Source organism: Rahnella sp. AA (genome assembly GCF_002834385.1).
In the GTDB taxonomy this organism is placed as follows: Bacteria; Pseudomonadota; Gammaproteobacteria; order Enterobacterales; family Enterobacteriaceae; genus Rahnella.
The window spans coordinates 67,879-90,486 of the sequence record NZ_PITQ01000009.1; the positions used below are offsets into that span (position 1 = coordinate 67,879).

Annotated in this window: 17 protein-coding genes; 7 read left to right on the top strand and 10 right to left on the bottom strand. The window is 55.2% G+C overall.

Annotation, left to right across the window (positions count from 1 at the left end):
* Positions 1-15: 15 nt before the first annotated feature.
* The 4 genes from araA to CWS43_RS20030 all read left to right on the top strand — a co-directional run bounded on the left by araA (position 16) and on the right by CWS43_RS20030 (position 5,714).
* Positions 16-1,521 (top strand): L-arabinose isomerase, encoded by a 1,506-nt coding sequence (gene araA, locus CWS43_RS20015; RefSeq protein ID WP_101078844.1) that lies wholly within the window; start codon positions 16-18, stop codon positions 1,519-1,521.
* Positions 1,522-2,230: 709 nt separating this feature from the next.
* Complete coding sequence (locus tag CWS43_RS20020) at positions 2,231-2,980, top strand: ABC transporter ATP-binding protein (RefSeq protein WP_101078845.1); 750 nt, start codon at positions 2,231-2,233, stop codon at positions 2,978-2,980.
* 86 nt (positions 2,981-3,066) lie between these two features.
* Positions 3,067-4,008: an ABC transporter substrate-binding protein gene (locus CWS43_RS20025; RefSeq protein ID WP_369825903.1), complete on the top strand. Its 942-nt coding sequence runs from the start codon at positions 3,067-3,069 to the stop codon at positions 4,006-4,008.
* A gap of 47 nt (positions 4,009-4,055) precedes the next feature.
* A complete protein-coding gene (locus tag CWS43_RS20030; protein ID WP_101078846.1) occupies positions 4,056-5,714 on the top strand; it encodes an iron ABC transporter permease in 1,659 nt (552 codons plus the stop codon).
* Here CWS43_RS20030 and CWS43_RS20035 read toward each other — a convergent pair.
* The 4 genes from CWS43_RS20035 to CWS43_RS20050 all read right to left on the bottom strand — a co-directional run bounded on the left by CWS43_RS20035 (position 5,711) and on the right by CWS43_RS20050 (position 10,503).
* The gene (locus CWS43_RS20035; protein ID WP_101078847.1) at positions 5,711-7,207 is read right to left on the bottom strand and encodes an MDR family MFS transporter; all 1,497 of its coding nucleotides are present in this window, start codon (positions 7,205-7,207) and stop codon (positions 5,711-5,713) included. The genes CWS43_RS20030 and CWS43_RS20035 overlap by 4 nt on opposite strands.
* Before the next feature lie 109 nt (positions 7,208-7,316).
* Positions 7,317-8,003, bottom strand: coding sequence for a dethiobiotin synthase (bioD, locus tag CWS43_RS20040; RefSeq protein ID WP_101078848.1), 687 nt, complete (start codon positions 8,001-8,003; stop codon positions 7,317-7,319).
* Between the two features lie 208 nt (positions 8,004-8,211).
* Entirely contained in the window at positions 8,212-9,435 is a 1,224-nt protein-coding gene (locus CWS43_RS20045; RefSeq protein WP_101078849.1) for an ROK family protein, read from the bottom strand.
* A gap of 168 nt (positions 9,436-9,603) precedes the next feature.
* Complete coding sequence (locus CWS43_RS20050) at positions 9,604-10,503, bottom strand: LysR family transcriptional regulator (RefSeq protein WP_101078850.1); 900 nt, start codon at positions 10,501-10,503, stop codon at positions 9,604-9,606.
* 142 nt (positions 10,504-10,645) lie between these two features.
* Here CWS43_RS20050 and CWS43_RS20055 point away from each other — a divergent pair, with 142 nt between their 5' ends.
* Positions 10,646-11,938 (top strand): MFS transporter, encoded by a 1,293-nt coding sequence (locus tag CWS43_RS20055; protein WP_101078851.1) that lies wholly within the window; start codon positions 10,646-10,648, stop codon positions 11,936-11,938.
* A gap of 698 nt (positions 11,939-12,636) precedes the next feature.
* On the opposite strand, the gene CWS43_RS20060 is transcribed toward CWS43_RS20055, so the two are convergent.
* From CWS43_RS20060 to CWS43_RS20085, 6 genes are all read right to left on the bottom strand, one after another.
* The gene (locus tag CWS43_RS20060; protein WP_101078852.1) at positions 12,637-13,731 is read right to left on the bottom strand and encodes an ABC transporter ATP-binding protein; all 1,095 of its coding nucleotides are present in this window, start codon (positions 13,729-13,731) and stop codon (positions 12,637-12,639) included.
* 4 nt (positions 13,732-13,735) lie between these two features.
* On the bottom strand, positions 13,736-14,578 hold the full coding sequence (locus CWS43_RS20065; protein WP_101078853.1) for a carbohydrate ABC transporter permease: 843 nt from the start codon (positions 14,576-14,578) through the stop codon (positions 13,736-13,738).
* Between the two features lie 10 nt (positions 14,579-14,588).
* On the bottom strand, positions 14,589-15,512 hold the full coding sequence (locus tag CWS43_RS20070) for a carbohydrate ABC transporter permease (RefSeq protein WP_101078854.1): 924 nt from the start codon (positions 15,510-15,512) through the stop codon (positions 14,589-14,591).
* A gap of 58 nt (positions 15,513-15,570) precedes the next feature.
* The gene (locus CWS43_RS20075; RefSeq protein ID WP_101078855.1) at positions 15,571-16,854 is read right to left on the bottom strand and encodes a sugar ABC transporter substrate-binding protein; all 1,284 of its coding nucleotides are present in this window, start codon (positions 16,852-16,854) and stop codon (positions 15,571-15,573) included.
* Positions 16,855-16,919: 65 nt separating this feature from the next.
* Positions 16,920-18,098: an aminotransferase class I/II-fold pyridoxal phosphate-dependent enzyme gene (locus CWS43_RS20080; protein ID WP_101078856.1), complete on the bottom strand. Its 1,179-nt coding sequence runs from the start codon at positions 18,096-18,098 to the stop codon at positions 16,920-16,922.
* Positions 18,085-18,798, bottom strand: a complete 714-nt coding sequence (locus CWS43_RS20085) for a FadR/GntR family transcriptional regulator (RefSeq protein ID WP_101078857.1) — start codon at positions 18,796-18,798, stop codon at positions 18,085-18,087. The genes CWS43_RS20080 and CWS43_RS20085 overlap by 14 nt, the downstream gene beginning before the upstream one ends.
* 290 nt (positions 18,799-19,088) lie before the next feature.
* Between CWS43_RS20085 and CWS43_RS20090 the strand changes: the two genes are divergently transcribed.
* Both CWS43_RS20090 and dcuC read left to right on the top strand, forming a co-directional pair.
* A complete protein-coding gene (locus tag CWS43_RS20090) occupies positions 19,089-20,297 on the top strand; it encodes an FAD-dependent oxidoreductase (RefSeq protein ID WP_101078858.1) in 1,209 nt (402 codons plus the stop codon).
* A gap of 811 nt (positions 20,298-21,108) precedes the next feature.
* Positions 21,109-22,473, top strand: coding sequence for an anaerobic C4-dicarboxylate transporter DcuC (gene dcuC, locus CWS43_RS20095; RefSeq protein ID WP_101078859.1), 1,365 nt, complete (start codon positions 21,109-21,111; stop codon positions 22,471-22,473).
* Positions 22,474-22,608: the final 135 nt, after the last annotated feature.

The window sequence follows — 22,608 nt, forward strand, 5'->3', positions numbered from 1 at the left end:
ATTCAGGAGTAATTAATGGACGCGTTTAAACATCTCGAAGTGTGGTTCGCTATTGGCAGTCAGCATCTGTACGGGCCGGAAACATTACGTCAGGTCAAAGAGAACGCCGAGAAGGTGGTCAATGGCCTGAACTCAGAAGCCGGATTACCGATCAAACTGGTGCTCAAACCGCTGGTGACCACGCCGGACGAAATTACCGCGCTGTGCCGCGAAGCCAACTATGAGAATTCCTGCGTCGGCCTGATTACCTGGCTGCACACCTTCTCGCCAGCAAAAATGTGGATTGCCGGGCTGAGTATCCTGCACAAACCGCTGCTGCAGTTCCACACGCAGTTCAACGCTGAAATTCCGTGGGATACCATGGATATGGACTTTATGAACCTGAACCAGACCGCGCACGGCGGCCGTGAATTCGGTTTCATCGGCGCGCGTATGCGCCAGCAGCACACCGTGGTTGCCGGTCACTGGCAGGATGGCGAATCACACCGCCGTATCGCCCAGTGGATGCGCGTTTCTGCGGCGAAAAATGAAAGTCAGCATCTGAAAGTGGCGCGTTTCGGCGATAACATGCGTGAAGTAGCGGTGACAGAAGGCGATAAAGTGGCCGCACAAATTCAGTTTGGCTACAGCATCAGTGCTTATGGTATCGGCGATCTGGTCAGTGTGATCAACGAAGTCAGCAAAGCCGACATCGATACGCTGGTGGAAGAGTATGAATCCACTTACCGCCTGACGGATGCCGTGAAACTCAATGGCGAACGTCGCGAAAACCTGCTGGACGCGGCAAAAATCGAACTGGGGATGACCCGTTTCCTGGAACAGGGGAAATTCGGCGCATTCACCACCAATTTTGAAGACCTGCACGGCATGAAACAACTGCCGGGGCTGGCGGTACAGCGTCTGATGCAAAAAGGCTACGGCTTTGGCGGCGAAGGTGACTGGAAAACGGCAGCCCTGCTGCGCATCATGAAAGTAATGGCCAGCGGCCTGAAAGGCGGCACGTCGTTCATGGAAGACTATACCTACAACTTCAAACCGGGTAACGATCTGGTGGTCGGTTCGCACATGCTGGAAGTGTGCCCGTCGATTGCTAAAGAAGAAAAACCGCTGCTGGATGCGCAATATCTGGGCATAGGCGGCAAGGCGGATCCGGCGCGTCTGATTTTCTCCACCCCGGCCGGCCCGGCGCTCAACGCCAGCGTCATCGACATGGGCGACCGTTTCCGCCTGCTGGTGAATCTGGTCGATACCGTTGAGCAACCGCATCCGCTGCCAAAATTGCCTGTCGCCCGCGCGATATGGAAAGCCCAGCCTTCCCTGGCAACGGCGGCAGAAGCCTGGATCCTCGGCGGTGGCGCGCACCACACGGTGTTCTCTCAGGCGCTGGATATTGATGCACTGCGGTTGTATGCGGAGCTTTCCGGGATTGAGTTATTAGTCATTGATAACGATACAACGCTGGCGGACTTCAAGAATCAGATCCGGTGGAATGAAGTTTATTACAAGCTTTGTAGCCGCTAAGGGGCTGTTTTAAGAAATTAAATCCGTGAAAATTTCGGTTTTTCACGGGCGGTGACAACTCAACTCGCCGCGCCGAAACCGACAAAGAGGGAGGAAAGCGCCTCCCTCTTTGATCTCCCACGCTTTTTAACTGCGCGCTATCGCTCGCTGGCCATGTTTCAGCAATTTCTGCTAGTGCCGCAAAATCCCGCCGCTGCGCGGTTCCTTCCAGTCGGATTACAAACCGCGCGAAAAAATACGCGGTTTTCCACCTCTCCTTTCAGCGTGATTTTTGAAAGCGGCTAATGGCTATGTAATTCGAAAGATTAATGCTGGCTGGTTTTTGAAATTAAAAAGCCTCCGGCCGCTTTCAGAAAGCTTGCTGAGTGAGCGTTTCGAGACCCCAGGCTCGAACACCGAGACGAGGGAACCGCGCAGCGGCAAGTTTTCGCGGCAATAGCTGTGGCTGCTGAAACTTAGCCAGCAAGCGACAGCGCGTGTTGAAAAAGACGTGGAGATTCCAAAGAGGCCCCGTCCTGGGCCTCTTTGGTCGGTTTCGGCACCAGCCGCTGAGCGATCAGCGTAATTGAAAAACCGAAATATTCTCGGTCATCCGTTAAGCCGCCTGCAAAGGCAATTTGGTCACCTTTCTAAAAGGTGTCACATCCCGGTCACATTCCCCCTTTACCCTCACCCCCACTAATAAATCCCAAAGAGGATAGTACCAACCATGACCATTCCAGCGAATACCAGCGGGAATGCGCCGTCGCGCATGTCTTCTCCCCCCGCGATAGACATACAACAGGTCTCTCATTTTTTTGGGAGCAACCCGGTGCTCAATCACGTCAATCTGACCGTGCCGGAAGGTACGATCCTCGCCCTGCTGGGGCCTTCGGGCTGCGGCAAAAGCACGTTACTCAAAATGCTGGCCGGGCTGCTGCATCCTGCGTCGGGGCAAATCAGCTTCGGCGGCGAAACCGTTGCCAACGGGAAATTCAGCCTCCCGCCGGAAAAACGCAATCTCGGCATGGCCTTCCAGGATTACGCGCTGTGGCCGCACATGAGCGTCCGGCAAAACGTCGCCTTTCCGCTGCAAATGCGTGGCATCAGAGGTCAGGCGCAGGCAGAAAAAGTGATGGCCGCGCTTGCCCGCGTCGGGCTGGCGGATTTCGCTTCGCGCCGCCCTTCTGAGCTTTCCGGCGGGCAGCAACAACGCGTCGCTCTCGCCCGCGCCATCGTCGCCGAACCCCGCATTCTGCTGTTTGACGAACCTCTGTCGAATCTCGATCGCGATTTACGCGAAAGCCTGTGTGAAGAGATGGCAACGCTTTTGCGCCAGCTCGGCACGACGGCCGTGTATGTCACACACGATCAGCATGAAGCCCACGCGCTTGCCCACCGCATTGCACGCATGGAAAAAGGCGCTATTGCCAGTATTGATTTGATTGACCCTTCCGTTGTTTCACCTTTTGTTGCTTAACCTTTGATGGAATGAAAATGATGAACCGCACACTCAGCACTTTTCGTAAAAAAAACACAACGTTTTCCCGTACTAAAACAGGCGTAATGACAGCAATGACTCTTTCTCTCGCAATGGCAGCTGGCAGCGCGCAGGCGCTGACGCTCTACACCGCCGGGCCGGGTTCTCTGGCAAAAAAACTGGCAGCAGGTTATGAAAAACAAACCGGCGTGAAAGTGGATGTTTTCCAGGCCACCACCGGCAAAGTAATGGCCCGTCTGGACGCCGAGCAGGCCAATCCGCGTGCTGACGTTCTGATCTCCGCATCCTGGGATACCGCAACCGATCTCGAAAAACGCGGCTGGCTGCTTGAATATCAAAGCCCGAACGCAGAGCAGGTTCCAGCGCAATTTAAAACGCCTTACTACGTCGCACAGGGGATTTCCGCGCTGGGCATCGTGTGGAACACTAAAAGCGGTACCACTGAGCCAAAAGACTGGGGCGATTTAGCCAAACCGGAATTTAAAGACAAAGTGACCACACCTGACCCTTCGCTTTCCGGTGCGTCGCTGGATTTGCTGATCGGGTTACAAAATGCCCACGCGCAGCAGGCGTGGAAACTGTTTGAAGATCTGAAAGCCAACGGCATGATTATCGCCGGACCAAACGCACAGGCGCTGACGCCGGTGTTGCAGGGCGCGAAAGCCGCCGTGTTTGGCGCAGTGGATTACGTCTCTTACGCCAGCGTGCAGGACGGCGAATCCGTTAAAGTGATTTTCCCGAGCAGCGGCACCGTGATCGCCCCGCGTCCGATGATGATCCTCAAATCCAGTCAGCAGCAAAAAGAAGCCAAGGCGTTTATCGATTACGCGCTTTCGCCTGAAGGCCAGAAACTGGTAGCCGATGCGTGGCTGATGCCCGCTCGCACCGATATCGACGCCAAACGTCCGTTGTTTAAATCGCTGAAATTATTGCCAGAGGCTTCCCAGGCTTCTGCATCACGTAAAGACGTTCTCGACCGCTTCGCGAAGCTGTTCGGTCAGCAGTAATCCCTTTACGGGCTGCTAAAAAGCGGCCCGTCCCTGAGATTTGATCAATGAATAAAAATGCTTTTTTACCGGGGATAACGGGCATTGCTCTGTTACTGCTGGTCGCCGTGCCGGTCAGTTTTGTGGTCCTTCAGGCGGTTTTCCCGCATCTGGATACCGGCCATTATTCTGCCCCTTTCAGCGCATTTACCCGCGTTTTCGCCGAACCTGCGCTGAGAGAATTATTGGTTACCACGCTGAAAGTCGGTCTGGGCGTGGCGCTGTGCAGTGGATTAATCGGCATTCCGCTGGGTGCACTGCGCGGACTGTTTGCCCTGCCGGGCGCCGCATTGTGGGATGTTCTGTTTCTGGTGCCCTTTTTACTTCCGCCTTATATTGCCGCCCTGTCATGGATGCTGGCGCTGCAAACCAACGGGTATGTGCAACAGCTGGTGCCGTGGTTGCATCTCAATGACTTCCTGTTTTCCGTATCGGGCATGGTAGTGGTGATGACACTGAACGTTTTTCCTGTGGTGTATTTCGCGGTGTCACGCAGCATGGCCGCCAGCGGCAGCCGTCTGGCAGACGTCGCGCGCATTCACGGCGCGGGCCCGTGGCAGGCGTTTATCCGGGTCACCCTGCCGATGGCATTGCCCGCTATCGCCTCCAGCTTATTGCTGGCGTTTACGTTATCCATTGAAGAATACGGCGTGCCCGGCGCATTAGGTTCACGCAGCGGGATCCTGATGCTGACCACGGGCATTGAACAGCGTCTTGCCGACTGGCCGATTGATATGCCCGGCGCGGCGGTGCTCTCACTGATGCTGGTCGCCATCGCGTTGTGTGCCTACAGCGTACAGCGCGCCGTGCTGGCAGGCAGAAATGTCGAAAGCATGACGGGGAGACCGGCTGATGTGACACAAAAACCGCTGGCGGCCTGGACAATTCCGGTGCTGGCCTTGTTCATACTGGTGGCGTTGGTTGCGGTTGCGTTGCCAATCGTCTCGACGCTGATCACGGCGTTTTCCGGCACGCTATCGGGCGGGCTCACGTTCTCCAACCTGACCTTGCGCCATTTCGGCAATCTGTTTGCCGCACACGGTGATGCGCTCAGCGCGTTGTCGACCAGCCTCAGTCTGGCGCTCGGAACAGCGTTAATCGCTGGCGCGACCGGATTTCTGGCCTCGTGGCTGGTGGTGGCAAGACGAATTCGCGGTGCGGCACTGATTGACGGATTGTCTTTGTTACCGGCGGCGCTGCCGGGGATCGTGGTCGGCGTCGGGCTGATCCTGGCGTGGAACCGCAGCTTCTGGCCGGTCACGCCCTACAATACCTGGGGGATTTTGCTGCTTGCCTACTGCTGCCTGCTGCTGCCCTATCCGGTCCGTTATGTCAGTGCGGCGTTAAAGCAGATTGGTGGAAATCTGGATGCGGCGGCGCGGGTGCATGGTGCGACGGCAGCGCAGACGCTGCGTTTGATTTTACTGCCGCTGGTATTCCCCAGCCTGCTGGCGTCGATGATGATGGTGTTTGCCGTCGCCTCGCGCGAGCTGGTGACCTCGTTGCTGCTTTCACCGGCGGGCGTGCAGACCGTTTCGGTCTACGTGTGGCGGCAGTTTGAGCAGGGTTCGGTAGGTGATGGTATGGCAATGGCCTCCATCGCCGTGTTGCTCAGCCTGACGCTGATGTTAATCGCATTCAGGCTACAGCAACGGCAAGCGGCTTAGCTTTCGCGCTGGGGTTCTGTGCGGGGGCGGTCGCCGGAGGGGATGAGCAAACCCGCAGCGATCGCCAGCACAGAAATCACGGCGGAGATCACGAAGACCCAATGTAAGGACGCCGCCACACTGTCGGTCAGCGCAGCCAGATAGCCGCTTTCCATGGTGCTGCGCGTCGCCTTATCCATCAGTTGCTGCACCGGGTCGTTCACCTGCGGCAGACGGGCTTGCAAATTAAGATTCAGCGTCGCGCCAAGGAGTGCGGTGCCGATGGCGGAGCCGAGCATGCGGGTAAATAGCGTTGACGCCGTTGCAATACCCCGGATTGCGGGTTCTACACTATTTTGCACCGACACAATAAATGTCGTGTTACACAACCCCATTCCCGCACCGATAGAAAATGCCGCCAGGCGCGCAAACCACAGGCCGGACGTCGGTGACAAAAGCAGTAACGCCAGGCTTCCGCCCACTAACAATAAGCCGCCAATAACTGCCGTCGCACGGTAAGACGTGGCCTGCATCAGACGGCTGCTGAGCATGCTCGCCAGCGGCCAGCCGACAGACATCAGGGCCAGCGTTGTGCCCGCCTGCAGCGGAGTACCGCCGAGAACACCCTGCACATAGGTGGGCAAAAATGCGCTGATGCCCATCATTGTGGCACCGATAATCAGGCCGCCGATATTCCCGGCGATCACCACTTTGCTTTCCCAAAGCACCAGCGGGAACAGCGGCTCCGGTGTTTTACGCTCCTGACGAACCAGCAGTAAACCACTCAGTATTGCCAGCCCGGTCAGCGCCAGCGCCCAGTACCCCAGCTCTTCTGCCTGAAGCAATGCCAGCAGCAACGCCGCCACGGACAGCGTCAGATACCCCGTTCCGGCCAGATCCAGTTTATGTTGCTGACGCTTAATATCAGGCGGCAGGTATTTCACCAGAATGGCCATCGCCACCAGACCAATCGGCACGTTGACCCAAAACACGACCGCCCACGGGAAATGCGAAACGATAAACGCCCCCATCAGCGGGCCGACAATTGCCGAAACGCCCCACACGCTGGACAAGTATCCTTGTGCTTTCGCCCGCTCCTGCGGGCCGTAAACATTGGCAATCAGCGTGGTCGCAATTGGCGTAATCGCCCCCGCGCCCAGCCCCTGCAATGCGCGGAAGGCGATCATCCAGCTGAGAGAAGAGGCAAATCCGCACAGAACGGAACCGAGAAGAAACAACGTTGTTCCGATAAAAAATATTTTCCGGCAGCCATACAGATCCGCCAGCCGTCCGTAAATGGGCACGGTTATCGCCTGCGTCAGCAGATAAACGGCAAAGACCCAGCCGAGCAGCGAAAAACCGCCGAGATCCCCGATAATTGTTGGCATTGCCGTCGCGACAATGGTCACTTCCACGGCAGCCATAAACATCGACAGCATACAGGCGGTGAGAATAAGCGGACGGTGAGAGGCTTTGACGGCGGATACGTTTGCAGCTGGATGATTGACGGCCATGTTCTCTGTTTTCTTTATCATTGTGCGCTCAGGCAGATTCAGAAATTATAGCCAAAAAAGAGGCCCTGAGTGGTGCACTCAGAGCCTCTCTGATATTGAAAAGGGCAAATCAGGCTTTGGTCAGGGTTTTCAGGTTAAAGCTCGACAGGTCGATAAACTTCGCCATATCACGACCCTCCGCACGCGGCAAATAAGGGATTTCCCCCAGCAACGGTGCGGAAATATTGGCACCAATGGCCTCAATCGTTTCCTGATAGTGCGCCAGGCAAGGATTGACCCGGTTAGCCACCCAACCGAGCAGCGGCAAACCATCGGCAATAATAGCCTGAGCCGTTAATAAGGCATGGCTGACGCAGCCTTCCTGAATACCGACGACCAGTACCACCGGCATATTTTGCTGGCGTACCCAGTCCGAATATAAAAGATGCGGAGTAATCAATGTTCTCCAGCCATCACATCCTTCAACAACCACTGAATCAGCCTCTTCACGCATGAAGTTAAGGCCATTGGTCATTATTTCAAAAATATTCTCCGGGATCTGGCTGGCATAAATATCTTCATCTGCTAAGGCCAGAGGCGTTATTTTATTAAAAGGATAAGAAATAGAAGATGACTGCTGGAGAGTTACCGCATCTTTATTTCGAACCCCGTCGGCCAGCTCCTGGCTGCCTGTTGCAATAGGTTTATAGCCTAAAACGCAGCGATCCTGCGCGGCTAAGGCCTGAAGCAAGGCACGTGTGACAATGGTTTTACCTACACGGGCATCCGTACCCGTGACGAAAAAGTGCGTTAACATGGAATTCAGGCTCCGGGATCTCTCCGTCTTATTGAAAGATAGTCTCCGGTAAGAAAACAGCGCCGGAGACAAAGTAACGAGAGAAAGTCTAGGCGATGCGAGATGAGAGCGGTTTGCGTTAGCGCAATGTTTTGTTGACTGTTTGTGCGGTTAATGCGGAAAGCTTATTCGTTATTATTTTGAAATATACGACAACATTATATAAAACTTAGCCTTGTAGCAGTTTGATGAGTAACGATCCGCTATATAACGCATCTTTCACTAATGCTGCGCCGGGCATAGTTCCCTGATTATAAAATTGTGTCGATTCCAGTTTGATGTTTTCGCTATAGGCAGGAAGCGATTGCTGCTGAATACAGGACATTATCGCGGGATGAAGAATATCCTGAGATAAATTAAGCGGTGAGCCGATCAACACTTTTTCCGGATTAAACAGATTGACCATAATCGCCAGTATGCGCCCGACACTCTGCCCGACACCAATGATCACGTCACGCGCCACCTGATCGCCACGGTTGGCCGCGTCACACACGGCTTCGATTGTCAGCGACACGCCATGCAGCAAGCTGGCGGGCACTGATGCCGTCAGACGCTGACGCACCAGCTCGAGGATACTGTCGGTACTGGCGACCGTTTCCAGGCAGCCGTGGTTGCCGCAATAACAACGCTTACCGTAAGGGTCAACCTGCGTATGGCCGATTTCCACCACACTGCTGCTGCCTGCGTGTAAAACGCGTCCGCTGGTAATGACCCCGGCACCGACGTTATGGTCAATCACAATCTGCACCACATTTTTGCAGCCGCGGGACGCGCCGTATAACGACTCCGCCAGCGTCCACGCGCCAATATCGTGCTGAACGTACACTGGCAGGCCCGTGTGCTCTGAAAGCGTATCACCCAGCGGCATATCGAAAACGTCATGATAAAACGGCATGCGGTGAACAATGCCCCTGCGCGCATCAATCATGCCCGGCAAGGTAATCGCGATGGCCGTCAGGCGCTCAAGTTTGCGCTGATGGCGGATAAAGAACTGATCGATTTCAGAAATGATGCGTTTAAGCAGCGGCTGATGTGCCTGTTCCGGCAGCGGGAGCACTTCCTCCACCACCAGTTTGCTGCTCAGATCCCGTAATCCTAAAGTGATCGAACCCAGGCTTATGCGTGCAGAAAGGTAGTGCCAGGCCTGGGTATCGAGAGCTAAACCAATCGCGGGGCGCCCGCGGCTGCCCGGATCCTGAAACTCAGTTTCAAGTACCAGATGTGCCTGTAACAGTTCACGGACAATCTTAGTGATACTGGCCGGTGCCAGTTGTGCTTTTTTAGAAAGCTCAATGCGCGAAATGGGACCAAACAGATCTATCAGGCGATATACAGCACCGACATTCGTTTGTTTTATTTGGTCTATGTGTCCGGGTTGCCCGTCGGGGATCACTCAAGGAACTCCTGTAATTTTTCGCGCTTCAAAATAAAGATTAGGGCTATGTTGAAGTTTTTGTTATATGTCGTCAACTATTTGATTCGTTATGTGATTTGGTGCACAAATTGCGTGAAAACACGCTCAGAATTGACTGGAAATACAGCAGCTTCAGCCCGTCAGCTCTCAAACTTCCCGCAGCAGTAAATCCATAAATGCCTGTGTCGCTGCCGTCACCGGCCGCCTCCCGTGATTCACCAGCCAGAGCTGCGTTGTCCCCTCCATTGAACCAAACCGCAGATAACGTACCCCTTCGACCTGAATGCGCAGATAGGATGCGGGCAAAATCGAGACTCCCAGCCCTGCGGCCACCAGCCCGATAATGGTCAGCGGCTCCCCCACTTCCTGGGTGATATAGGGTGTAATTCCCTGTGCTTTCAGTTGCCCGAGGATATCGTCATATAAGGATGTCCCCACATCTTTAGAGAAAAACACGAACGGCTGATCGGCCAGATGCTGAAATGTCAGTTCACCGTCACTCAGTGCGTTGAGCGGATGGTCTTTATGGACAACGGCGATCAGCGGTTCGGACAACACAAGATGATGTTCCAGCTCTTCCGGTAATTCACCATTACGCATAATGCCCAGATCCAACTTACCTTCCAGCAGGGGGCCGATTTGCTGCTTACTGTTGAGCTGCTCGATGCGAATATTGACGCCCGGATAGGTCAGCCGGAAATGGTGCAGAGCCCGTGAAACGCGGCGTAAAAACGGGGCTGATGAAGTCAGCCCTAACGTCAGATTGCCCGATTCACCCCGATGGATCCGCGCAGCCTGTGCAGAAGCATCATCCACGCGCTGCAAAATCTGCCGCGCTTCCTGCAAAAATGCCTGCCCGGCCTGGGTCAGCCGCACGCTGCGGTTGTTGCGGTAAAACAGCGCCGCGCCAACGTGGGTTTCCAGCGCCTGAATTTGCTGGCTGAGCGGAGGCTGGGAAATGTGTAACCGCTCGGCGGCACGGCCAAAATGCAGTTCATCGGCGACCGCGATGAAATACCGTAAATGACGCAGTTCTATGTGGCTCATGGTTTAGATCAATTTATCCTCATTGATATTTATAAAATATCAATTTTGCGAAATTAATATATTAGACAATATAACGGCCACTGTTAAAATTTTCATACATTTTAAAATTTAGTTTTACAGCTCATCGCGTTAAGGAATTACAGTGAAAACCTCCCAGCGGATCTCCGCTGCACCAGCCAATGACTCTGTTAATGACGACGAATTAAATCCTCAAGCCTCCGTCGCCCGTTCCGGCCTGAAAACCCCTTTTATCAAACGCGGGACACCGCAGTTTATCCGCGTCACGCTGGCCTTATTTTCAGCGGGCCTGGCGACATTCGCCCTGCTCTATTGCGTCCAGCCGATCCTGCCGGTGTTGTCGCATGATTTCGGCGTATCGCCCGCGACCAGCAGTTTGTCGCTGTCGTTATCGACCGGCCTGATGGCGATTGGCCTGCTCTTTACCGGCCCGGTATCGGACGCCGTGGGGCGTAAATCGGTGATGGTGGTGGCGTTGTTACTGGCCGCAGGCTGTACGCTGGTGTGTTCCTTTATGCAAAGCTGGGACGCTATTCTTATCATGCGCGCGCTGATTGGTTTGTCGCTGAGCGGCGTGGCAGCGGTAGCAATGACGTATCTGAGCGAAGAAATTCACCCGAGCGTTGTGGCGTTTTCGATGGGGTTATACATCAGCGGGAATTCCATTGGCGGGATGAGCGGACGCCTGGTCAGCGGCGTTCTGACGGATTTCTTCTCGTGGCGTATCGCCATGGCGGTCGTCGGTTTCTTCGCGCTGGCCGCTGCCATTATGTTCTGGCGCATCCTTCCGCCATCAAAACATTTCCGCGCCAGTTCGCTCAAACCGCGCAAATTACTGATTAACTTTAAACTGCACTGGCGCGACAGCGGGCTGCCGTTGCTGTTTGCCGAAGGTTTCCTGCTGATGGGCAGCTTTGTGACCATGTTCAACTACATCGGTTACCGCCTGCTCGCCACGCCGTACAACCTGAGTCAGGCCATCGTCGGTATCTTGTCGATTGTCTATCTGATGGGCACCTACAGCTCGCCGAAAGCCGGTGTGATGACCGGTGTGTATGGCCGCGGCCCGGTGTTAATTGGTTCCACCGCCATCATGCTGGTCGGTATTTTGATCACCGCATTCTCGCCCGTCTGGCTGATTTTCATCGGAATGATCCTGGTCACTGGCGGATTCTTTGCTGCCCACTCGGTTGCCAGCGGCTGGATCGGTCGCCGTGCCCGTCGCGCCAAAGGACAAGCCTCGTCGCTGTATCTGTTCTGTTACTACGCGGGTTCGAGCGTCGCCGGGACATTAGGGGGATTCTTCTGGCACGCCTACGGGTGGGTCGGAATTACAGGGTTTATCAGTTTGATGTTGATGGTGGGTGTCGGAGTCGGATTCCGGCTGATGCGATTGGCTGAAGCTAAGCCGGTCTAAATCAACTTCAAGTTCAAGACCTTGGGTTGCCACCCAAACCGGCTTTAAGGTCAAAACCTTGGGCTCGCCGCCCAAACTGGCCCAAAGGGTTTTAAACGAAACCCTTTGGAATCCTGCGTTTTTTTAACTGCGCGCTACCGCTCGCTGGCACTGTTTCAGCAGTTCCGGCTAGTGCCGCAAACGCCGCCGCTGCGCGGTTCTTTCGCTTCGGGTTCGAACCTGCTCGAAAAAAGACTCTCGCTGTTTCTCACCACTCTCTCAACGTCGTTTTGATAGCGGCCAGTGACTTTCTAATTCACAACCTCACTGCTGATGGTTATTTAAAAGATGCCGTTGAATTCAGATAAGCCTCCGGCCGCTTTCAGAAAGCTTGCTGAGTGAGTGTTTCGAGACCTGTGGCTCGAAACCGAGTGAGGGAACCGCGCAGCGGCAAGTTTTCGCGGCAATAGCTGTAGTGCCTGAAACGTAGCCAGCCAGCGATAGCGCGCAGTTAAAAAGCGCGGGTGTCCAGAGGGCGCGCGCGTTAACGCGCCCTTTGGGCCAGTTTGGGCGGCGAGCCCAAGGTTTTGACCTGAACTGAGCTGAGCGATAACCGCAATGGAAGATCCGAAATATCCCCGGTCAGCTGTAAGCGCCTCACTGCCAGTGAAAAACCAAACTCAGCTAATCCGCAGCGGGTTCAAGGCTGCCAGCCCGAATCACTCATCAAGTTTAGAAAGCCTCCTCTGGCTGTCGGCCTCAAACAACTGCATCCGCGCAGTATCAATCTGCACCCAAACCCGGTCCCCCGGTGCGGCACCGGATCTCACCATGCTGTAAACACTCAGCCGTTCTCCACCGAAAGTACCGTGGATAAGCTCGCTCAGGCCGGTAGGTTCGATCAGCGTGACGTCGAGCGGAACCGCGCCCGGCGCGCCCTGTTCGCACAAGACAATGGCTTCGGGGCGCACGCCGTAAATCACCGGCGCAGCACTGTGTAAATTGAGGATGCGCGGATCAACCGGCAGCGTCTGGCTGGCATTGATGCGCAGCTGCGGTGCGCTGTCACCCAGTTCTATCGTGCCGCTGATGAAATTCATTGAGGGTGAACCGATGAAACTGGCGACGAATTTATTGGCGGGCGTGTCGTAAAGTTCCAGCGGTGTGCCAACCTGCTGGATAACGCCGTGGTTAAGCACCACGATGCGGTCGGCAAGCGTCATGGCTTCGACCTGATCGTGGGTGACGTAAACAATGGTGTTGCGCATGCGCTGGTGCAGGCTTTTGATTTCAATGCGCATCTGCCCGCGCAGCTGAGCGTCAAGGTTGGACAACGGTTCATCGAACAGGAAAACTTGCGGTTCGCGCACAATCGCCCTGCCCATTGCCACGCGCTGACGCTGACCGCCGGAAAGCTCTTTCGGGCGACGATGCAACAGCGCCGTCAGCCCAAGAATATCCGCCGCTTTGTTCACAGCTGCGTCGATTTCGGCTTTAGGGCGTTTCTGTACTTCAAGGCTGAAACCCATATTCCGCGCGACAGTCATGTGCGGATACAGCGCGTAACTCTGAAACACCATCGAGATATCGCGGTCTTTTGGCGCGACCTGATTCATCAGGCGCGTGCCGATGTGAATGTCCCCCGCCGTCGCCAGTTCCAGCCCGGCGATAGTGCGCAGCAAAGTGGATTTTCCGCAGCCCGAAGGCCCGACTAACACCACAAATTCGCCATCCTGAATCGTCAGGTTGATATGACGCAACACTTCGACATTTTCGTAACGTTTTTGAAGATCGGAAATCGTAATCTGAGCCATAAAATTATCCTTTAACCGCGCCAGCCGTCAGCCCCTGAACCAGGTAACGCTGAATGAATGCAAAGAAAAGACAGGCAGGGATCAGCGCCATCACCGCCGCCGCCATCATGTCGCCCCAGGAAACTGCGAATTTCGATACAAAACTGAGCAGCCCGACCGGGAAGGTCATCACCTCGTTTTTGTTGATAAGCATCAGCGAAAACAACAGTTCGCTCCACGCGGCGGTAAACACAAACCCCAGCGTGGCGGCCATCCCCGGCAGCGTCAGCGGTATAATGACTTTGCGCAGCGCCATAAAACGGCTGCACCCTTCTAGCATCGCCGACTCCTCCAGATCTTTCGGAATGCTGTCGAAAAACGACTGCATCAGAAAAGTGGCGAACGGCACGTTAAACGCGGTGTAAATCAGGATCAGCCCCAGCAGGCTGTTGGTCAGCCCGAGGGGTGCCATCACTTTGTAAATCGGCGCGAGGATCATCACCAGCGGGAACATCTGCGTGAACAGCAGCAGCGCCGCCATCACGGTTTTGCCGCGAAAGCTGAAGCGCGAAAACGCAAAACCTGCACCGGCGGCGATCACGGTCGTCAGAAATGCCGTGCCGAATGACACAATCAAGCTGTTAAAGAAATACAGCGGAAACTGGCTTTCGGTAAACACGCGCTGGAAATGTACCAGCGTCAGTTCACTGGGCCACATCCGCACGCCTTCGCTGTAGAGCAGTTTGTCCGGCGTGAACGAAATCTTGATCAGCCAGTAAATCGGAAACAGCGCGAACAGCAGGTAAAAGAGGATCCCCAGCCGGTGTCCGCCTTTGCGGAGCCACAAATTTAATGACAGTGCGTTCATCGGGTTCTCCTTATTTCAACAGCTGGTGGCGGATACGCAGTAAAACCAGCGCGTACAGCGTCATCAGAACCAGCAGAAATACCGCCATCGCCGAGGCATAGCCAAAGTCGAGTTTCCGGTAGGCCGTGGTGAAAATGAAACTCGACAGAATCGACGTCGAATTCGCCGGGCCGCCGTCGGTCATGACCACAATCAGATCGGCAAAATTGGCAATCCAGATGGTGCGCAGCATGACGGTAATCGCGATCATCGGTGCCAGAAACGGCAGCGTGACTTTGCGGAACTGCTGCCAGCCAGATGCGCCGTCCATCGCCGCCGCTTCATACAAATCTTTCGGAATCGACTGCAACGCCGCCAGCAACGTGATGGCAAAAAACGGGATGCCGAACCAGACATTCGCCAGCACCGGGCCGTAAAGCGCCAGCGTCGGGTCTGACAAAATGTTGTAAGGCTCAGAAATAATGTGCAAATCCGTCAGCCAGTATGGCAGCACGCCGATCACCGGATTCAGCAACCACGCCCAGGTCAGGCCGGAAAGGAAAGCAGGCACCGCCCACGGCAGGAACACCAGCGCCTGCACCCAGCGGCGGCCAGGGAATTCACGGTTAAGCAGCAGCGCCAGACCGAGCCCCAGCGCAAACTGTAAAACCAACGACGTGGCAGTCCAGTTGAAGGTGTGGCGCAGCGCGGCGTAAAAATGCCGGTCGTCGAACATTGTGCGGAAGTTATCCAGCCCGACCCAGCCGGTATCAAACGGATTAAGCAGTTGAATATTCTGGAAAGCATAAGAAATGCCGATCGCCATCGGTACAAAAATGAACAGGCCAATCAGCACCATCGTCGGGCTGAGATAAACCCAGGGTTCAAGCAGCGCCCGCAAACGGGGAAAGCGCGGCGCGGCAGCGGTGTCTGGCGGTGAAACTTCCAACATCATGACGCGTCTCCAGTTGTAAAAGGTGTTAACTCCGGCACCGCGTGCCGGAGCCGGATGCTTACTTCTGCGTAGCCAGCCACGCCTTTTGCTCTTTGGTCAGGTATTTCGCCCAGTCTTTCACCATGCTTTCGGTGTCGTTCTGGCCGAGCAGCGTTTCCTGCGAGCTGTCTTTTACAATCACCGAGTTGAAATAACCCCAGCCTTTAAGGTGCGTCGGCATGGTCAGCGGGATGTAATCCGGGCTGTTAAGCTCGGCAAACCAGCCGGCGAACTGCGGCGCGTGGTAATACGCGTCCTGCTCCGCACCTTTATAAATCGGCAGCGTGCCGACGAATTTCGACCACGTCAGGTTGTTTTCTTTGTTGCTGAGGAAGGAAATCAGATCCCAGCTTTGATCCTGATTTTTGCCTTGTTTGAACATCGACCAGCCGGTGTAACCGATGGTCGGATAGGCTTTACCGTTCGGCCCGAGCGGCATCGGCGCGACCGAGAAATCGTCCGGGTTCATGCTGTTTTTGATGGCGATCAGCGCGTCCGGATCCTGATCGAGCATCGCGCATTTCCCGGAATAGAAGCCGGAGACAATTTCGTTAAAACCCCAGTTCACGCTGTCTTTCGGCGCGTAACCTTTCTGGTACATGTCCACCAGGAACTGCGCCCCTTTAATTGCGCCCGGATGCGTCAGCGTACTGTTGCCGTCTTTATCGAAGAAGTCCGGCGAGCCGTTCATCGCTGCCATAAACATCATCCAGGCGTTGGTGCCGCCGACGCCGCCGCGCATGCAATATCCGCTGATGCCGTTGCCCAGTGCACTGATTTTCTTCGCATCGGCCATGAATTCGTCCATGGTTTTCGGCGCGTCAGTCAGCCCGGCCTGCCTGAAGAGTTTTTTGTTCCAGAACATCGCCCGCAGATAGAAACCGTAAGGGATCATGGTCGCCGTGCCGCCGGAAGAACGCGCCATTGTCAGCGTTTTATCGGTCAGATCCGGAGTACCGCTCCAGCTTTTCAGGCGCGGCTCAAGATCGGCCAGCATCCCGTTGCTGGCGTACAAACCCTGCCAGGTGTCGGGCATTTCCACGACGTCCGGATATTGCCCGCTCTGAATCATCGTGCCGAGCTTTTCAAACGCCTGCCCCCAAGGCAGTGACACCACTTCAATCTCGACATCCGGATGTTGCGCCTTGTACGCGGTCAACATTTTTTGCAGCATTTCGGTACGCGCCGGGCTGGTAATCACTTCCACCAGCGTCAGTTTGGTGGCGGCAAAACCGGCACAGGAAAACAGGCTGACGCTGAGGGCCAGCGCGCTGAGCAAAGCATGACGTTTCGGGTGTCGCATAATCTTGGTTCTCCACGGAGCTAAGGGTCGGATCACAGGAACAGTCGTTGATGTTTTAACCGGGTTCAGGAACAGGCGCTTTCGATGGCGTTTTTCAGGTCGCGCCACAGATCGCCGGTGTCTTCAAGGCCGATAGAAATGCGGATCACCCGTGGCGATACGCCAAAATCAATCGCCGAGTTAAATTCGCCCGCCTGATTCAGCACGGAAATGGCGGGCATCACCAGGCTTTCAAAACCGCCCCAGCTCACGCCCATCCGGAACAATTTCAGCGCGTTGCAGAACGTCGGAATGTCGATGCCTTCGCTGAGTTCGAAAGAAAACAGGCCGCTGTAGCCGGTGAGCGTGGACGTCGGCAGCGGATCTAAACCGGGGTGATTGACCTGCGTAATGCGCGAATAGCCCTGTAAGCGGCGCGCCAGTTCCAGCGCACTTTCGTGATGCTGACGCATACGCAGCGGCAAAGTCCGCAGGCCGCGCAACAACAGCCAGGCTTCGTTGGCCGACAGTTTTCCGCCTAAAAACGGGCTGATGTGACGGGTAATCGCGCCAATACGCTCCTGGCTGGAGATGACCAGACCAGCCACCACGTCGCTGTGTCCGCTGATGTATTTGGATGCGGAATGGATCACCAGATCGATACCGGCCGCCAGCGGTTTCTGGAAAATTGGCGATGCCCAGCTGTTGTCGATCATCGTGATCACGCCGTATTTTTTTGCCAGTGCGGCAATCGCTTTCAGGTTCTGCTCGCCCATCACCCAGCTGTTCGGGCTTTCCAGATACAGCAGTTTCGCGCCCTGAATCGCCTCTTCCAGTGCAGGAAGTGAACTGCCATCCACGAACTGAGCCTCAATCTGAAAACGGGTGCAGAACCCGCGCAGGAAACGGTAGGTATCCGGGTAAACGTGATTCACGCACACCACTTTGTCGCCCGGCCCGGCCACGCTCAGAATGGAATTACTGATCGCCGCCATGCCGCTGCCGAAGGCCAGACAGGCTTCGCCGCCCTCCAGTTCTGCGACCTTTTTCTGCAATTCCACCACCGTCGGGTTATCGACGCGGGAATACAGCGCGTGATCGCTGTCGCCGCGAAAACGGGCGATCATGCTGTCATAATCGGTGAAACTGAATAACGATGACTGGTAAATTGGCGGCGAAATCGCGCCGCGATCATGGCGTCCGTCGTGGACTAAACGGGTGTATTCGTGCAAATCATCGTGCGGGCTTTTATCATCTTGCTGCATTGATCACTTCCTTCATGTCACGTTCAGTTATGTTCAGAATGTCGTTACTCAGCCTGCGTGCGGTTTCCGGCTCGCGCCGCGCGATGGCTTCAAATAAGGTCCGGTGCAGCGGAAAAGAGTCGCTGAACAGCGCCTGTTCCGGCGGAGATTCAAAAAATGCGTGCAGTAAGTCGTAGATCCCGCCGACCATTTGCAGCAGCAGCGGATTGTGCGCGGCGGTGTAAATCGCGGCGTGAAACTGCCAGTCTTCGGCTCCGGCGGAACCGACACTCAGATGTACTTTTTCCATCACATCGAGCTTTTGTTCGATGAACAGCAAATCGCTTTCCGTCGCCCTGACCGCCGCCAGCGCCGAGGCTTCGCATTCAATAATCCGCCGGACTTCCAGCGCGTGAAGCATGGTGGCGGAGTCGTTTTTAAAGCGCAGGGACAGAAAGCTGTCGTTGGCGGTGACTTCAGATTGGAGGAAAGTGCCGCTGCCTTTTTTGCGCACGATAATGCCCAGCGCTTCCCAGCGTTTCAGCGCCTCGCGGACGGTATTGCGGCTCACCGCCAGCCCTTCCGCCAGCACGCGTTCGGGCGGCAATTTTTCACCCACGCGGGTGCCGGACTGCGCCACATAGCGGGTCAGCGCATCAAGCACCAGCGTGTCACTTTGCTGAGGAGCGATCGGGTGCAACAAATTCAGCTCACCGTGCATATTGTTCTCCACACATCGGCCAGAATTGGCCCAACAACTCAACCTGTGGACCACTTTGCAATTTATTTGCCAATTTTTAGATAACGCGCTAACTCAATGATTTTCAATAAAATAGCGTATTTACGCACCAACACGGGCAATAAAACCGCGATCAGCATGGTGCAAAAAGCACCGGTTTTGTTACGTCACTGTGCAGGATTTGTTCAGGGATGTAGCACGCAATGGATTGACGCCCGGTAGCGCAAATGATAATTGTTATCATGTAAATTCATTTCATCAGGCAGGTTTGCATGACCACGAACACTGACCGCGCCTCCGTCTCCACCGTTTGTATTGTTGGTGGCGGCCCTGCCGGATTAATGCTGGGCTACCTGCTGGCCCGTCAGGGAATTGACGTGACGGTGCTGGAAAAACACCGGGATTTTCTGCGTGATTTTCGCGGCGACACCATTCACCCCTCGACGCTGGACATCATCTGGCAACTGGGTTTTCTCGATGAGTTTCTCGCCCTGCCGCATCAGCGCGCCGGGAAGCTGTACGGCGAAATCAACGGCAAAGAAACCACGCTGGCGGATTTCACTCATCTGCCGACGAAGTGCAAATTCATCGCTTTTATGCCGCAATGGGATTTCCTGAATTTCATCGCCAGCAAGGCCGCCCTGCTGCCGAATTTCCGGCTGATCCACAATGCACAGGTGCTTTCGCTGCGGGAGAATAAATCTCAGGTAACCGGCGTTCTGGCGGACGTTAACGGTGAAACGCAGCATTTCGACGCCGATCTGGTGGTGGGTTGTGACGGCAGAAATTCGATTGTGCGCGAGCAGGCCGGGATGGAAATCCGCCGTTTCGGCGCACCACGTGACGTGCTGTGGCTGAAAATCAATAAACGCACGGACGACCCGCAGTGGTCGATGGGACATCGCGGGCCGAAGAAAAACTTCATCATGATCGACCGCGGCGATTACTGGCAGTGCGGTTATTCGATTCCGAAAGACAGCCTCGACGCGCTCAAAGCACGCGGCATCCCGCCTTTTCTGGATTTGCTGACCGAAGTCTCACCGTTTGAGCGTGAGCGTCTGGGCGAAGACATTCAAAGCTGGGACGATGTGCGCCTGCTGGTGATCCGCATCGACCGCCTCAAAGAATGGGCTAAACCCGGCCTGTTATGCATCGGCGACGCCGCCCACGCGATGTCCCCGATTGGCGGCGTCGGCGTAAATCTGGCGATTCAGGATGCCGTGGCAACCGCAAATATTATCGCGCAACCGCTGAAATCCGGGCGTCTGACACTCCGTCACCTGAAACGCATCCAGCGGCGACGGACTTTCCCCACGTGGGCAACGCAGACGTTACAGATTATGATCAGTAAGGCCGGGCAAAAACCCCGCAAGCGCGCCCCTTCACGGCTTGAAAGCTGGCTACGGGGAAGGAAGTTTATTCCCTTCCTGTTCGGACGGCTGATCGGAGTCGGGTTTTATCGGGAGATCCCGAAACTGTGAGCGTAAGCCTTTTGGGAAAAGGCTTTAAAACTTTTTGAAAAGGTGAAAATTTCGGTTTTTCAATAACTGTGATCACTTAACGAGCTGCGCAGAAACCGCCAAAGAGGGAGGAAACCGCCTCCCTCTTTGATCTCCCACGCTTTTTTCACTGCGCGCTATCGCTCGCTGGCACTGTTTCAGAAGCCGCAATTATTGCCGCGAAAACTTGCCGCTACGCGGTTCCCTTACTCGGTTTCGAGCCATTGGTCTCGAAACACTTCGCTCGGCAAGCTTTCTGAAAGCGGCCACTGGCTTATCTGAATTCAACGGCATCTTTTCAATAACCATCAGCAGTGAGGTTGTGAATCAGAAAGTCACTGGCCGCTATCAAAACGACGTTGAGAGAGTGGTGAGAAACAGCGAGAGTCTTTTTTCGAGCAGGTTCGAACCCGAAGCGAAAGAACCGCGCAGCGGCGGCGTTTGCGGCACTAGCCGGAATTGCTGAAACAGTGCCAGCGAGCGATAGCGCGCAGTGAAAGAGCCCGGGATTCTCAAGGGGCGCGGCGACAGGCGCTCCTTGAGGCCAGTTTGGGTGGCAACCCAAGGTCTTGATTTTGACCTAAAGCCAGTTTGGGCGGCAACCCAAGGTCTTGACCTTAGCTGAGCGAGCACCGCAAAAACCATCTGGTGATGTCGGTCACGCATCACAAATATCAATCCTCCCTTCTATTTCATCACCGATAATTGATAAGCGTCATTACGCCGGACCGGTTAATTGTTCAAAGTGCCCGCCTTTCACTTGGATCCAAATTTAATCTCGGGGAATACATGTATGACAGAGTTATTGATAGGTCTGGTGGTCGCCGTGTTTGTCGGGCGGTACATCATCAAAGGATATTCACCCACCGGCGTGCTGATGGTTGGCGGGTTATTATTGCTGATTATCAGTGCCCTGATGGGCCACAGCGTATTGCCGGAAGGCACAAAGAGCACCGGCTGGAATGCCACGGATATCGTGGAATACGTCAAAATCCTGCTGATGAGCCGCGGTGGCGATCTCGGGATGATGATCATGATGCTGTGCGGTTTCGCAGCGTACATGACGCATATCGGCGCTAACGATGTGGTGGTGAAACTCGCGTCACGTCCGCTACAAATGATTAACTCGCCGTATATTCTGATGGTCGCGGCCTATATTCTGGCGTGTCTGATGTCGCTGGCGGTGTCTTCCGCGACCGGTCTCGGCGTGCTGCTGATGGCGACGCTGTTCCCGATTATGGTCAACGTCGGGATCAGCCGCGGCGCGGCGGCGGCGATTTGTGCGTCTCCGGCGGCCATTATTCTTTCCCCGACATCCGGTGATGTGGTGCTGGCAGCGCAGGCGGCCAACATGCCGTTGGTAGATTTTGCCTTCAAAGTCACCCTGCCGATTTCGATTGCCGCCATTGTGGCGATGGCCGTCGCGCATTTCTTCTGGCAGCGTTATCTGGATAAGCGCGATACCGCCGTGACGGACAGCGTAGATTCCAACAAAGACGACGCCATCGAAACCAACGCCCCGGCGTTTTACGCCATTTTGCCTTTCACGCCGATTATCGGGGTACTGATTTTTGACGGTAAATGGGGCCCGAATCTGCACATCATTACCATCCTGGTGATCTGCATGGTGCTGACTGCACTGATCGAAACAGTGCGAAACCGCAACGGGAAAACCGTGTTTGCCGGGCTGGACGTGGCGTACCGCGGCATGGCGGATGCGTTTGCCAACGTCGTGATGCTGCTGGTGGCGGCAGGCGTCTTCGCTCAGGGGCTTAGCACCGTCGGCTTCATCAGCAGCCTGATCGGGCTGGCGCAAAACTTCGGTTCCGGCAGCATTATTATGATGCTGGTGCTGGTCACCATCACCGTTCTGGCGGCCATGACCACCGGCTCGGGCAATGCGTCGTTTTATGCGTTCGTGGAGCTTATCCCTAAACTGGCGGCAAAAATGGGCATCAACCCGGAATATCTGGTGATCCCGATGTTGCAGGCGTCTAACCTCGGACGCACCATTTCACCGGTCTCCGGCGTCGTGGTCGCCGTGGCGGGTATGGCAAAAATCTCCCCGTTCGAAGTGGTTAAACGCACCTCCGTGCCGGTTCTTGTGGGGCTGATAGTGGTTATTGTCGCCACAGAAATTCTGGTTCCTGTTCACTAATTTCCCTCCTTTTCTAATACTGAAATCATTCGCGCTGTATCAAGGCGGCAACTGAGCAAATCCCCGGGAGCATACAAAAGTATGTGACCGGGGTGCGCGAAGGAAGACAACACAGAGACAGCGTGAAGGATGAAA